The organism is Streptomyces sp. NPDC060027 (assembly GCF_042737005.1).
Taxonomy (GTDB): Bacteria; Actinomycetota; Actinomycetes; order Streptomycetales; family Streptomycetaceae; genus Streptomyces.
The window spans coordinates 1-13,662 of the sequence record NZ_JBHWVI010000233.1 but is presented as its reverse complement, the minus strand read 5'-3'; the positions used below and the strand labels follow the sequence as shown (position 1 = coordinate 13,662).

The following is a 13,662-nucleotide window of genomic DNA, read 5'->3' as shown; positions in this document are numbered from 1 at the left end:
CAGGCCGAGGGGGGCTCAGGCCGACAGGTCCACACTCGATGACGTCAAAAACGAACGTGTGGTTGTTTCCGGGGTGCGAGCGAATCCGCGGACTCAGTCGTACGTGACGTCCGACGCCGTGAACCGGCACGACGTCCCGTCCGGTCCGGTGCCGAGTTCCTTCGGCTCCTTGCCCGTGCTGTTGCCCTGGAAGCGGACACACGTCTTGATCTTCTTCTTGGTGTCGCCGTGGACGCGGATGTTGCGGAGCGAGGCCGTGTCGCCGTAGTTGGAGTTGATGCCGACGATCGCCTTGCCCGGCGCCGTCACATCGACGTCGTCGATGACGACCGTGCGCTTGAACTGCGTCTTGCAGTTGCCGCAACTGCGCACCAGCTTGCCGAAGTTCTCCACGTGGAACTTGCTGACCACCAGCTTGCCCGCGCCGTTGAACTGCAGGACCTTGTCGTCCGCGCCCTTGGCGCCGCCGCCGTAGACCTTGTAGACGGCCGAGGACGACGTGCCCTTGAAGCTCGCCGCGTCCTCGCCGACGTCCAGCCACCACACGTTCCGCAGGGTGCAGCTGCCCAGGCAGTGGACGCCGTCGGCGGCGGGGGTGCCGATGACGACGTTCTTGAGGACCGCGCCGTCCGCGAGTTCGAAGATCGGGCCCTGGTCCTCGTCCTGGCCGCCGGTGCCGAGGGCGCCGCTGCCGTAGAACTTCGTCAGCTTGCCGTCGTAGGTGCCCGACACCGAGATCGTCGACGACACGGCCTTGCTGCCCTTGGCCTCCGGCCAAGTCGTCGCGGCGCCCGCCGAGCCGAGCGCCGAGGTCGTGACGATCGCCGCGCCGGTGAGGGCGAGGGCGGACACGCCACCGATCACGGCCCGCCGTCCGGTGACCCGGCGGCGGTGGCGGACGCGCTGTTCAACTCGTGCAGTCATGAACCGAGTTCCTTGAGTGGTGAGGAGATCTTGCGTCTCCTGGTCGCCACCGCCGGGGAAAGGGTTGCCGCGTCCGCGGATCTTTCTCGCGGACGCCCGTCCCGGGCCGCCGTCGGCGGGTCCGCCCGCAGACCGCCGCCGTACGTCCGCCGTTGTGCGGCCGCACGGCGGACGCGCGTCATGAGCTGCCCGGGGCGGCCGTGGGCTACGATTCGTCGTCGCCGTGCGCCGCGAAGTCCCCGGCCACGGTGGACCGTTCGCCGCTCTTCGCGGTCGCCGTCACCGCGTAGCCGTCGTCCTTCGCGTCCCGGCCGCCGCGGTCGTGGTCGTACTGGCCCGCGAAGACCCACTCGCCCGGCCAGACCGTGTGACCCGCCTTGAGCACCCAGGTGTAGACGAGGAAGCCGTCCCGCTCGGCGACGGTCGTCCTGAAGTCGCTCTCGGGCAGCGAACGCCAGGCGCCCGCGTCGCTCACCCCGCCGGTCTGCCGGATCCTCAACTCGACGGTGAGCGCGGTGAGTCGCTCGCCGGTCTTCAGGGTGACATCGCTCTGCGCCCAGAAGTCGTTGCTGTGCGGGTCGACCGAGCCGTCCGACCACAGCGGCCCGTCCGTGGCCCTCCCGGCGGGCGCCCGGGTCGCGGTGGGCGCGGTCGCCGTGGGGGTGTCCGAGGGCGACGGACCCGGCTCGTCGGACTCCCTCGGCGTACCGGAGCGACGGCTGGGCTCGGGGGCCACCGGCGCCCGCCCGGTGGGGTCCTGCGACGGGTCGGGGGTCGGCGAGACCGCGACGGTCCTCTGCGGCGGGGCGTCGTCCCGCACCGCCGAGGCGACCGCGTAGCCACCCACCGCGAGGACGCTCGCGACCGCGGCCGTGGCGCCCACGACTCGGGCCCAGCCGAGGACGGGCGGGCGCGCCGCGCGCCGCGAGGGCCGCCGTTCGCCGGCGCCCGCCATGCCGCGCTCCACCCGGGCCAGGATGCGCGCGCGGTCGGGCTCGTGCGCCTCGGCCGCCTCGCGCAGCCGGGCGCGCAGCTCGTCGTGCACGTCCCGCGCCTCCCTCATCGGTCTCGTCCTCCGGCCCCGCCCAGGGGCAGCACTCCCGCGCGCACCCGCGCCGACGCCTCCTCGGTGCCGAGCAGCCGCTTCAATTCGGTCATGCCCTTCGACGTCTGGCTCTTCACCGTACCGACGGAGATCCCGAGGGCGAGCGCGGTGTCCTTCTCCGACAGATCGAAGGCGTGCCGCAGCACGACACAGGCGCGCTTGCGGAACGGCAGCCGGCGCAGCGCCTCCTGGACGTCGACCGAGCCCGGTACGTCGGGGTTCTCGGCCCTGTCCTCGCGCTGCGACCAGAAGAGCGTGATCCGTCTGCGCTCGCGCACCGCGGCGCGGATCCGGGTGCGGGCGAGATTGGCGACCACACCGCGCGCGTACGCCACCGGATGGTCGGCGGCCCGCACCCGGTCCCAGCGGTGCCACAGCGCGAGCAGCGCCTCGGCGGCCAGATCGTCCGCGGCGTCCGGCTCACCGGTCAACAGGTGCGCCAGACGGGCCAGTTCGTTGTAGTGCCGCTCGAAGAACGCGTGGAACTCCACGGAGGCGGCGTCGTCGACGACAGTGCCCACGGGGTACCTCTCCTCGCTACGGCTGTGGCACCGGTGCGGGTGCGGCGTATACGGCCCCGGTGATTCACCTGTGGGGAAAGGGCGTTCCGGTGGGGCGCGATGCGTGAGCGTACCAGCCGGTCGTACGGGCCTTCGAACAGCGTATGGCGGGCCGAACCCGATTCCGTAACACGGGGAAAACCTGAAAGCGGTTGATCAGGGGAACAATCCAGCCAGCATCCGCACACCAGGCACGCAGGTATCGAGGAGTATCACCATGTCCGAAGCGCAGAAGGTGGCCGACCGGCCAAGTGCCGCACCCCCGGCGGCAGGCAGAGTCGACGGGTTCTTCAAGATAGCCGCGAGGGGCTCCACCTTCGGCCGGGAGATACGCGGCGGATTCGCCACGTTCTTCACGATGGCCTACATCCTCGTCCTGAACCCGATCATCCTGGGCAGCGCCAAGGACAAGTTCGGCCACCAGCTCGACGCCGTCCAACTGACCACCGCCACCGCCCTGGTGGCCGCGGTCATGACGATCATCATGGGCGTGGGCGGCAACCTCCCGCTGGCACTCGCCGCCGGCCTCGGCCTCAACGCGGTCGTCGCCTTCCAGATCGCCCCGCTGATGAGCTGGGACGACGCGATGGGCCTGATCGTCCTGGAGGGCCTGCTCATCTGCGTGCTGGTGGTGACCGGTCTGCGGGAGGCCGTCATGCACGCGATCCCGCAGCCGCTGAAGCAGGCGATCAGCGTCGGTATCGGCCTGTTCATCGCCTTCATCGGCTTCGTGGACGCCGGTTTCGCCACCCGTATCCCGGACGCGGCGAACACCACCGTGCCGGTGCAGCTCGGCGGCACGGGCGCGCTCGCCGGCTGGCCGATTCTCGTCTTCTGTCTCGGTGTCCTGCTGACGATCGGTCTGCTCGCCCGCAAGGTCAAGGGCGCGATCCTGATCAGCATCGTCACCATGACGGTCGTGGCGATCGTCATCAACTCCGTCGCCGACATCAAGAGCTGGGGCCTGACCACGCCCAAGGTGCCCGACGACGTGGTGGCCTCACCGGACTTCGGGCTGCTCGGTCACTTCAGCCTGTTCGGCGCGTTCGGCGAGACCAGCGCGATCACCGTCGTCCTGCTGGTCTTCACCCTCGTCCTGTCCGACTTCTTCGACACCATGGGCACGGTCGTCGGCATCAGCGCCGAGGCGGGCCTGCTGGACGAGGAGGGCAAGGTGCCCAACCTCGGGCGGGTGCTGCTGATCGACGGCGCCGCCGCGGTCGCCGGCGGCGCGGCCTCGGCCTCTTCCTCGACGTCGTACATCGAGTCGGCGGCGGGCGTCGGCGAGGGCGCGCGCACCGGGTTCGCCAACCTGGTGACCGGCGGGCTGTTCGCCCTCGCGCTCTTCCTGACGCCGATCCTCACGATCGTCCCGCTGCAGGCCGCGGCGCCCGCGCTCGTCGCCGTCGGGTTCCTGATGATGACCCAGGTCAAGCACATCGACTGGGACAAGTACGAGATCGCCATCCCCGCGTTCCTGACCATCGCCGTGATGCCGTTCACGTACTCGATCACCAACGGCATCGGGGCCGGGTTCCTGGCGTACGTCCTGATCAAGACGGTGCTCGGGAAGGCCAAGGAGGTCCACTGGCTGCTGTGGGCGGCCTCCGCGCTGTTCCTGGTGTACTTCGGGATCGACCCGCTGGAGCAGCTGCTCGGGGTGAAGTAGCCGGACCTCATGGCCCCGCGCTCGCAGGAGCGCGGGGCCATCAACGCGTCAGTCCTGCAGCGCCGCCCGCATCATCGCCTTGGCCACCGGCGCGGCCAGTCCGTTGCCGCTGACCTCCGAGCGCGCCGCGTTCGACTGCTCGACCATCACCGCGACGGCGACCTCCTTGCCGCTGGTGTCGGACTTCGCGTAGGACGTGAACCAGGCGTACGGCGTCTTGCTGTTCTTCTCGCCGTGCTGGGCCGTACCGGTCTTGCCGCCCACGGTCGCGCCGGGGATCAGGGCGTTCGTGCCCGTGCCGTCCTCGACGACCGTCTGCATCGCGGACCGGAGCTGCCGGGCCGTGTCCGAGCTGACGATCTTCTCGGTCGACGTGCTGTCGTCGTAGTCCTTCAGCACATCGCCATCGGCGTCACTTGTCTGCGACACCATGTGCGGCGAGACCAGCTTGCCGTCGTTGGCAATAGCGGCGGACACCATGGCCATCTGGAGCGGGGTCGCGGTGACGTCGAACTGGCCGATACCGGTCAGCGCCGTGGACGACTTGTCCATGTCCGAGGGGTACACGCTGGTGTACGCCCGCACCGGCACGTCCTGGGCCGTGTCGTTGAAGCCGAACTTCTCCGCCATCGCCCTGACCTCGTCCTGGCCCAGGTCCACGGCCATCTTGGCGAAGACGTTGTTGCAGGAGTACTGGAGCGCGACCCGGATCGAGGCGTCCTCGCACGGCGCGGACGTGTTCTCGTTCTTCAGGACGGTCGTCGTGTTCGGCAGCGTGTACGGGTCCGGACTGTCCGTCTTCGCGTCCACGTCCGAGTACAGCCCGTTCTCCAGCGCGGCGGCCGCCACGACCAGCTTGAACGTCGAGCCCGGCGGCAGCGGCTGCCGCAGCGCGCGGTTGACCAGCGGCTTGTCGGCGTCCTTGGTCAGCCGCTGCCAGACGCTGGTGTTGCCCGCGCTGATCGACGTCGGGTCGTACGACGGTGTCGAGACGACCGCGAGGATCTTGCCGGTCTTCGGGTCGATCGCGACGGCGGCGCCCTTGTTGTTCCCGAGCGCCGCGTACGCGGCCTTCTGCACGGCCGGGTCGATCGTCGTGATCACATCACCGGGGTCGGCGCGCTTGTTCGTGAGCGAGTCCAGCGGGTTCTTCAGCTGGATGTCCGATCCGTCGAGCAGGTCCCGGTAGATGCCCTCCAGCTGGGTCGCCCCGTACACCTGCGAGCTGTAGCCGGTGACCGCCGCGTACAGGCTGCCGTCCTTGTACGTCCGCTTGTACTTGAGGTCGCCGCCCTTCGTCTTCGCGGAACCGGTGATCGCGTCTCCGGCCACGATGATGTTCCCGAGCGGATTCGCGTACAGCGAGATCGCGTTCCGTCGGTTGTCCTTGTCGTCCGCGAGTGCCTGGCCGTCGTAGAACTGCACCCATGTCGCCCTGACCAGCAGGGAGAGCACGAGCAGCAGACTGAAGACGGCGGCACGCCTGATCGTCTTGTTCATCCCGCACAGAAGGACGAGCGGACAGGAGCGAATCGTTCCCATCCGCCCGGATTTCTCATGAGTCCTTCATGAAGCCGGCTTCGCGCCGGCCGCCCTCGTGAAGCCGCCGTCGCCCGGACCCGCCGTCGCCCGGACCCGCCGTCGCCCGGACCCGCCGTCGCCCGGACCCGCCGGCGCCGGGACCGGTCAGAGCCTGCGGGTGGCCAGGGTGAGACGGTCGCGGGCGTCGAACAGGGCGTCCTTGACCATCTGCTCGTGCGCGGGGGTGAGCCGCGCCACAGGCACCGAGCAGCTGATCGCGTCACGGGCGGGTGTGCGGTACGGGATCGCCACACCGAAGCAGCGCAGTCCCAGCGTGTTCTCCTCGCGGTCCACCGCGAAGCCCTGCTCCCGCACCTGGCGCAGCTCCTCGATGAGCTTCTCCCGGTCCGTGATCGTGTGCTCGGTCAGCGCGGGCAGCGTCTCGGGCAGCATCTTGCGGACCTGCTCGTCGGTGTGCGTGGCCAGCAGCGCCTTGCCGAGCGAGGTGGAGTGGGCGGGGAGCCGGCGGCCGACCCGGGTGAAGGGGCGGAGGTAGTGCTGCGACTGCCGGGTGGCCAGATAGACGACGTTCGTGCCGTCCAGGCGTGCGAGGTGGATGGTCTCCGTGGTGTCGTCGGAGAGGCGGTCGAGCGTGGGGCGGGCCGCGGCGACCACCTCGTCGCCGTCGATGTACGAGGTGCCGACCAGCAGGGCGCGGACGCCGATGCCGTACCGCGTGCCCGTCGCGTCCGTCTCGACCCAGCCGAGCTCCACGAGCGTCCGCAGCAGCATGTACAGGCTGGACTTGGGATAGCCGACGGCCTCCTGGACCGCGGCCAGGGAGTGCATTCCGGGCTTGCCGGCGAAGTACTCCAGCAATTCCACGGTCCGCACCGCGGACTTGACCTGCGCCCCGCCGCCTGTCTCGCCTGCCGACATCGCCCTTGACCCCTTCGTTGGACGGGAAATAGTCTCCAACAGGAGATTCACCATCAGAGACAGCGTTCAGCATATCGAACACCCCTGGTGAGTGACACAAGAACTGTGGCATCACATCTGAAGGGACCCGCGGTGGCAGCAGCACCAGTCTGGAGTGTCGACCCCCGTACCGGGAAGCAGCGGGAACAGGTTGCGGTGGAGGCCACGGCCCAGGAGGTGGACGAGACTGTCCGCGCCGCGCACGCCGCACGTCCGGCTCTCGTCGACCGCACCGTACGCGCCGCGTTCCTGCGCACCGCCGCCGACCTGCTCGAAGGCGCCAAGGATCACCTCGTCGAGGCCGCCGACGCGGAGACCGCGCTCGGCCCGGTCCGGCTCACCGGCGAACTCGCCCGCACCTGCTACCAGTTGCGCGCTTTCGCCGGAATTGTCGACGAGGGTGCCTTCCTCGACGTCGTCATCAACCACCCCGACGGCACGGCCACCCCGCCGATCCCGGACCTGCGCCGCTACAAGGTGGCACTGGGCGTCGTCGCCGTGTACTCGGCCTCGAACTTCCCCTTCGCCTTCTCGGTCGCCGGCGGCGACACGGCGAGCGCGCTGGCCGCGGGCTGCCCGGTCGTCGTCAAGGCCCACCCCGACCACCCGGCGCTCTCCGAGCTGGTCGCCGTGGTCCTGCGCCGGGCCGCCGCCCGGCACGACATCCCCGAGGGTGTCGTCGGCCTCGTCCACGGCTTCGAGGGCGGCGTCGAGCTGGTCCGGCACCCGCTGATCGCGGCGGCCGGGTTCACCGGCTCGATCCGCGGCGGGCGCGCGCTGTTCGACGCGGCCTCCGCGCGTCCGGTGCCGATCCCGTTCCACGGCGAGCTGGGCTCCCTCAACCCGGTCGTCGTCACCGAGGCCGCCGCCGCCGAGCGCGCGGAGGAGATCGGCGCGGGTCTCGCCGGCTCGATGACGCTGGGCGTCGGCCAGTTCTGTGTGAAGCCGGGCCTGGTGCTCGCTCCGGCCGGCGCGGGTGGCGACCGTCTGCTGAAGTCCCTGACCGACGCGGTGAGCGACACCGCCTCCGGGGTCCTGCTCGACCACCGGATGCGCGACAACTTCATCGCCGGGGTCGCCGAGCGTGCCGGACTCCCGGACGTCCAGGCCCCGGTGACACCGGGCGCGGGCGGCGAGCACACGGTGAGCCCCGGCTTCCTGACCGTGCCCGCGAGCAGGCTCGCCGCCGAGGGCGAGCACGATCTGCTCCTGGAGGAGTGCTTCGGGCCGCTGACGGTCGTGGCGCGCTACGAGGACGAGTCCGAGGCCGGCGCGGTGCTCTCCCGGCTGCCGGGCAACCTCACGGCCACGGTGCAGCTCTCCGCCGAGGAAGCGGCGGGCGAGGGGCGCGGTGCGGAGATCCTCGCCGAACTGACCTCCCTCGCGGGCCGCGTGCTGGTGAACGGCTGGCCGACGGGTGTCGCCGTCGCTCCGGCCCAGCACCACGGCGGGCCGTACCCCGCGACGACCTCGACGTCCACGTCGGTCGGCGGCAGCGCCATCGAGCGGTGGATGCGGCCGGTGGCCTATCAGGGTGTGCCCGAGGCGCTGTTGCCGCCCGAGCTGCGGGACGACAACCCGCTGGGCCTGCCCCGGCGTTACGACGGGCGCCTGGAGCGGTAGTGCCGCAGGCGTGACCTTCGCGGGCCGCGGGTGCCGCGTGACCGATCACGCGGTTTCCCGCGTCCCTGAGGCGCGCGGCCACCGACCTGAGAGACTCGGACCATGGACGTCGAACTCCCCGAACTCCCCTTCCCTCTCCGCACCTACGGCCCCGGCGGGCACTGGTCGTACGAGGACGGAGCGCTCACCGGCTGGGCCGGTCCCCGGCAGGACCGCTTCGTGCCGCCCACCGGTGAAGGTCTCGACCCGGCCTCGGACGCGCCGCGTCTGCTCGGCGCGCCGGAGGGAGACTTCCAGCTGATCGCCCGCGTGACGGTCGGCTTCAGGGGAGCCTTCGACGCGGGCGTTCTCTACGTCCACGTCGGGGAGCGGGCCTGGGCGAAGCTGTGCCTGGAGTACTCCCCGGACGTGCCCACCGTCTGCACGGTGGTCACCCGGGGGCACTCCGACGACGCCAACTCCTTCACCGTCGAAGGCAGTTCCGTCTGGCTGCGGGTGAGCCGCACGGGTCGCGCCTTCGCCTTCCACGCCTCCCGCGACGGAGAGCGCTGGACCTTCGTCCGCCTGTTCACCCTGGCCGACGAGAAGGAGACCGGGGCCGCGCTGGTGGGCTTCATGACGCAGTCGCCGATGGGGCAGGGCTGTGTGGTGACGTACGAGGGCATCGAGTTCCGTCCGGCCTGGCCGCTCGACCTGCGCGACGGCAACTAGTGCCGGGTTCCCGGGGCCTGGGCCCCTCCGGGCTTCCGGCCCCCGGGACCACGCCGTCCCGGGATCACGCCGTCCCGGGATCAGGCCCTCGCGGAACCACGCCGTCCGCGATCACGTCCTCAGCTGCATGATCGAGGACCGTGTGAATCATGTGCGCCGGGTGATCAGGACGGCGCTGCCCGCCGAGGTGGCCGTCGTCGCCGACCTGCACGCCCGGGCCCGGGCGACGTACTACCCGGACGGGGTGCCGCAGGACGGCACGGACTGGCTCGCCGCCTGGCGGAGCGCCATCGAGCGCCCGGACGGCCACGTGCTGTGCTTCGTGCTGGACGGCCGGATCGCGGGCATCGCCTCCTTCCGTACGGCCGAGGGCGCGCCCGCCGACACGGTCAAGCTCTACCAGTTCCATGTGGACCCCGACCGCTGGCGGGCCGGCATCGGCACCGAGCTGCACGCGGCCTGCGTGGAGGAGTGGCAGGCGGACGGGAAGCGCACGGCGACGCTCGACGTGCATGTCGACAACCGGCGCGCCCAGGCCTTCTACGCCCGCCTGGGCTGGGTACCCGACCCGGAGAACCCGCCCGCGGAGGATGATCACCACCGGTATCTGCGGTACGCGGTGACCCGGGCTGTGCCCGGGACGGCGACCGGGGCGGGTACAGGGACGGAGACGGGGGCCGGGACCGCGGCCGGGGAATGACCCGAGCCGTTTGAACGTTCACACACTGACGTCCCCGGAGGGTGTCCCGTATCCGTACGACCTGGAGAGAGCCGAAGAATGCGCGTCGAGATCTGGAGCGACATCGCCTGCCCGTGGTGCTATGTCGGAAAGGCCCGCTTCGAGAAGGCGCTGGACGCCTTCCCGCACCGTGATCAGGTCGAGGTCGTGCACCGCTCCTTCGAGCTCGACCCGGGCCGCGCCAAGGGCGACATCCAGCCGGTGATCACGATGCTCACCAAGAAGTACGGCATGAGCGAGGCGCAGGCGCAGGCGGGCGAGGAGAACCTCGGAACGCAGGCCGCCGCCGAGGGCCTCGCGTACCGCACCCGGGACCGCGACCACGGCAACACCTTCGACATGCACCGGCTGCTGCACCTCGCCAAGGAGCGGGGCCGCCAGGACGAGCTGATCGGCCTGTTCTACGAGGCGAACTTCGCCGAGGAGCGGACCGTCTTCGGTGACGACGAGCGGCTCGTGGAGCTGGCCGTCGCCGCCGGGCTCGACGCCGACGCCGCCCGCGCGGTGCTCGCCGACCCGACCGCCTACGCCGACGAGGTCCGCGCCGACGAGCGCGAGGCCGCCGAGCTGGGCGCGAACGGCGTCCCCTTCTTCGTCCTCGACCGCACGTACGGCGTCTCCGGCGCGCAGCCCGCCGAGGTCTTCGCGCAGGCGCTGGCCCAGGCGTGGGGCGAGCGGCCGCAGCTGAAGCTGATCCAGGACGGAGCCGCCGACGCCGAGGCCTGCGGTCCGGACGGCTGCGCCGTTCCCCAGGGCTGAACGGCGCAGGCCGGCGCCCCGGCACCGGAAAGCGCAGGTCGGAGCGGATTCATAAGCGCTCCTTGGGGAAACCGCTCAAGAATCCGCAATGGACGGGGACATCGTCTGGGCCCACAGTGGTCCCATGGAGACCTTCGAGACCCTCGTCCGTACCGAGTTCGCCCCGAAGAACACCTATCTGAACACCGCGAGCACCGGCCTGCTGCCGGCCCGCACCGTGACCGCGATGCGGGCCGCCGTGGAGTCCGTGGCCGCCGGGCAGCCCGCCGACATGTTCGCGGACGTCGAGGCGGCCCGCTCGTCGTTCGCGCGTCTCGTCGGGGTGCCCGAGCGCCGGGTGGCGGCCGGGGCCTCGGTCGCCGTGTACAGCGGACTGATCGCGGCCTCGCTGCCGCCGGGCGCCGAAGTCCTGACCGCGGAGGCGGACTTCAGCTCGGTCGTGACGCCCTTCCACGTCCGCGGCGACCTCAAGGTGCGCGCCGTACCGCTGGAGCGGATCGCCGAATCCGTGCGCTCCGGCACCGCGCTCGTCGCGGTGAGCGCCGCACAGTCCGCCGACGGCCGGATCGCCGGGCTGGACGCGATCCGGGAGGCCGCGCGGGAGCACGGCGCCCGTACGTACATCGACGCGTCCCAGGCCGCCGGATGGCTGCCCCTGAACGCGGACGCCTACGACTACGTCTCCTCCGTCGCCTTCAAGTGGCTCGTCTGCCCGCGCGGCGTGGCTTTCCTGGTCGTCCCGGAGGATCTCGGCGGACTCACCCCGGTGTTCGCCGGCTGGGTCGCGGGCGAGACCCCCTGGGACAGCTGCTACGGCCCCGTCGAGGAACTCGCCCACTCCGCACGGCGGTTCGACGAGAGCCCGAGCCTCTTCGCGTACGCCGGAGCCCGGCATTCACTGGAACTCCTCGAGGAACTGGGCGTGCGGCGGGTTCGGGACCACGACCTCGCGCTCGCCGACCGCTTCCGCGCCGGCCTGCTCGAACGCGGCCACGAACCGGTCCCCGCCCCCGGCTCATCGATCGTCTCCGTGCCCGGACTCGGCCGCTTCCAGTCCGAGTTGAGCCGTGCCGGCGTCGAAGTCTCCGACCGGGCGGGCAACTTGAGGGCCGCGTTCCACCTGTACAACACCCCGGACGACGTCGACCGGCTGCTCGACGTGCTGCCCGGCTGAGCGTCCGCGCGCCGCCCCGGCCCTCTGGCGCCGGCCGCGGCAGGGCGCTAGGAAGGGCACCACGAGGTGGTGGTGCCGGTGGAACCGACGTTCACTGAAGCCGAGTTGCACCAGCGGCTGGTGTACGGCGACGAGTCCGCGCTCGGGGAGGTGTACGCCGCGTACGGCGGGCTGGTCCGGCGGGTCGCCGTACGGGTCACCCGCAGCCCGGCGGCCGCCGAGGACGTGGCGCAGGAAGTCTTCGCCCAGCTCTGGAGCAGGCCGTACGCCTTCGACGCCCGCCGCGGCACGCTGCGCACCTGGCTGTCCATGCTCGCCCACCGGCGGGCGGTGGACTGGGTGCGCGGCGAGGCCCGGCACCGCAAGGACGCCCGCGCCGACGACGCGGCGCTGCACGCCATCCCCGACGCCGCGCCGGGCCCCGACGAGACGGTCGTCGACCGCGAACGCTCGCTGCTGCTGCACACCGCGCTCGCCGAACTCCCGCAGCCCCAGCGCGAGGTGGTCCACCTCGCCTACTTCGCGGGCCGCACCTACCGGCAGGCGGCCGTGGAACTGGGCATCCCGGAGGGCACCGCGAAGACCCGGCTGCGCGCCGCCCTGCGCAGACTCGCCGAGACCCTCGCCGACCCGCCCGATCCCGCGTTGGAGCGGGGCGCGCGATGACGTCACGGGTGGCACCGGCCGGAGGGCCCGTGCGTAGGGTGGGGGCACCGGGGCGAGGCGCGGCCGGCATGCCGAAGCCGGCCGGGAAGGGCGGCGGACGATGAGCACGCACCACGAACGGACGCGGGACCTGCTGGCGGCCTGGGCCGTCGGCGCCCTGACTCCCGCCGACGCGAAGACGGTCCCGCTCCATCTGGCCGAGTGCGAGTCCTGCGCCGTGGAGGCGGAACGGCTGCGCGAGACGGTACGGCTGCTGGACGGCCCGCGGCGTCCCTCCCCGGCGAACGGCACCGCCGACGGGGTACTGGCCCTGGCCCTGCGCTCCCGCCCGGCCGCTCCCCGGGTGGCCCGGCACGCCGCCCCCTACGCCGCTGCGGTCGCCGGACTCCGCTCGCTGCTGCGCGAGGTGGAGGGCCGGGGGCCCTGGGGCACGCCGGTCGTGCACGACTGGGACGTGCACGCCACCGTCGCCCATCTGATCGCGGCGGACGAGCCGTTGGCGCGGCACCTCGGCCTCGTGGCGCGGACGCCGGAGCCGCCCGGAGCGGAGGAGACTCCGTGGCAGGACGCCTGGGCCGCCCGGACCGCCGAGGTGATCGCCCGCGAGCACCTGCGCCCGCCCGAGGAGACCGTCGCCGCGTGGAGCGCGCAGGCCGCCGCGCTGCTGGCGGCACCGGAGGCGACCGATCCCGAACGGGCCGCGCACGCGACGACGTTGATGGGCGCCCGGCTGCCCGTCGCGGACCACTTCGTCGTGCGCGCCTTCGAGACGTGGATCCACACCGACGACATCGGGCGGGCCCTCGGACTCGTCGTTCCCCCGCCGCCGGACCCCCAGCTGTGGCAGCTCGTCCGCCTCGCGGTGCGTGTCCTCGGAACGGCCCGCGGCCCCACGGCGCCTCCGGTGCTGTTCGCGGTGGCCGGTGGAGGACCCGACGCGCAGTGGGTGCTGGGCTCCGAGGACGAACCCGTCCGGGCCGAACTCGTCCTGGAACCGGTCGACTTCTGCCTGCTGGTCGGCGGCCGGTACACGCCCGGCGAAGTGCCCCGGGGTGCGACGGGGGACGCCGCCGCGATCGACGCCGTACTGGAAGAGGCCGCGTCTCTGGCCTGGCTGTAGGCACCGGGCGCGGCGCCGGAACGCCGAGGGCCGGGTCCTCACCCGTACATCAGGGTGGTGACCCCGCCCCAGCCCGAACCGGCGGAGCCCCGGCACCCGGCCCGCCCCGGGGT

Annotated in this window: 13 protein-coding genes; 8 read left to right on the top strand and 5 right to left on the bottom strand. The window is 71.9% G+C overall.

Translation table 11 applies throughout. The annotated features are described in order from the left end of the window. Nucleotides 1–93: 93 nt before the first annotated feature. The 3 genes from ACFWBT_RS36135 to ACFWBT_RS36125 form a co-directional block, all read right to left on the bottom strand. Nucleotides 94–924, bottom strand: a complete 831-nt coding sequence (locus ACFWBT_RS36135; protein ID WP_385707202.1) for a pectate lyase — start codon at nucleotides 922–924, stop codon at nucleotides 94–96. 205 nt (nucleotides 925–1,129) lie between these two features. Next, on the bottom strand, nucleotides 1,130–1,987 hold the full coding sequence (locus ACFWBT_RS36130; RefSeq protein WP_385707200.1) for a hypothetical protein: 858 nt from the start codon (nucleotides 1,985–1,987) through the stop codon (nucleotides 1,130–1,132). Beyond that, nucleotides 1,984–2,550 carry a SigE family RNA polymerase sigma factor gene (locus ACFWBT_RS36125; protein ID WP_385707198.1) on the bottom strand — a complete coding sequence of 189 codons (567 nt, stop codon included), beginning with the start codon at nucleotides 2,548–2,550 and terminating at the stop codon, nucleotides 1,984–1,986. Before ACFWBT_RS36125 ends, ACFWBT_RS36130 begins: the two co-directional genes overlap by 4 nt. Nucleotides 2,551–2,806: 256 nt before the next feature. Here ACFWBT_RS36125 and ACFWBT_RS36120 point away from each other — a divergent pair, with 256 nt between their 5' ends. Further along, nucleotides 2,807–4,258, top strand: coding sequence for an NCS2 family permease (locus ACFWBT_RS36120; protein WP_385707196.1), 1,452 nt, complete (start codon nucleotides 2,807–2,809; stop codon nucleotides 4,256–4,258). Nucleotides 4,259–4,306: 48 nt separating this feature from the next. Here the strand turns inward: ACFWBT_RS36120 and ACFWBT_RS36115 are convergent, their stop codons facing one another. After that, nucleotides 4,307–5,758: a peptidoglycan D,D-transpeptidase FtsI family protein gene (locus tag ACFWBT_RS36115; protein WP_385707194.1), complete on the bottom strand. Its 1,452-nt coding sequence runs from the start codon at nucleotides 5,756–5,758 to the stop codon at nucleotides 4,307–4,309. 186 nt (nucleotides 5,759–5,944) lie between these two features. After that, nucleotides 5,945–6,718 (bottom strand): IclR family transcriptional regulator, encoded by a 774-nt coding sequence (locus tag ACFWBT_RS36110; RefSeq protein WP_266757298.1) that lies wholly within the window; start codon nucleotides 6,716–6,718, stop codon nucleotides 5,945–5,947. Between the two features lie 132 nt (nucleotides 6,719–6,850). Here ACFWBT_RS36110 and ACFWBT_RS36105 point away from each other — a divergent pair, with 132 nt between their 5' ends. The 7 genes from ACFWBT_RS36105 (at nucleotide 6,851) to ACFWBT_RS36075 (ending at nucleotide 13,549) form a co-directional block, all read left to right on the top strand. After that, complete coding sequence (locus ACFWBT_RS36105) at nucleotides 6,851–8,380, top strand: aldehyde dehydrogenase (NADP(+)) (protein ID WP_385707192.1); 1,530 nt, start codon at nucleotides 6,851–6,853, stop codon at nucleotides 8,378–8,380. A 102-nt stretch (nucleotides 8,381–8,482) separates the two neighbouring features. Then, a complete protein-coding gene (locus ACFWBT_RS36100) occupies nucleotides 8,483–9,091 on the top strand; it encodes a DUF1349 domain-containing protein (RefSeq protein WP_385707190.1) in 609 nt (202 codons plus the stop codon). Between the two features lie 127 nt (nucleotides 9,092–9,218). Continuing rightward, nucleotides 9,219–9,791 carry a GNAT family N-acetyltransferase gene (locus ACFWBT_RS36095; RefSeq protein WP_385707188.1) on the top strand — a complete coding sequence of 191 codons (573 nt, stop codon included), beginning with the start codon at nucleotides 9,219–9,221 and terminating at the stop codon, nucleotides 9,789–9,791. Between the two features lie 78 nt (nucleotides 9,792–9,869). Then, a complete protein-coding gene (locus ACFWBT_RS36090; RefSeq protein ID WP_385707186.1) occupies nucleotides 9,870–10,589 on the top strand; it encodes a DsbA family oxidoreductase in 720 nt (239 codons plus the stop codon). Between the two features lie 124 nt (nucleotides 10,590–10,713). Continuing rightward, a complete protein-coding gene (locus ACFWBT_RS36085) occupies nucleotides 10,714–11,763 on the top strand; it encodes an aminotransferase class V-fold PLP-dependent enzyme (RefSeq protein WP_385707184.1) in 1,050 nt (349 codons plus the stop codon). A 66-nt stretch (nucleotides 11,764–11,829) separates the two neighbouring features. Then, nucleotides 11,830–12,429, top strand: a complete 600-nt coding sequence (locus ACFWBT_RS36080) for an RNA polymerase sigma factor (RefSeq protein WP_385707182.1) — start codon at nucleotides 11,830–11,832, stop codon at nucleotides 12,427–12,429. A 100-nt stretch (nucleotides 12,430–12,529) separates the two neighbouring features. Next, nucleotides 12,530–13,549, top strand: coding sequence for a maleylpyruvate isomerase family mycothiol-dependent enzyme (locus tag ACFWBT_RS36075; RefSeq protein WP_385707180.1), 1,020 nt, complete (start codon nucleotides 12,530–12,532; stop codon nucleotides 13,547–13,549). Nucleotides 13,550–13,662 lie beyond the last annotated feature (113 nt).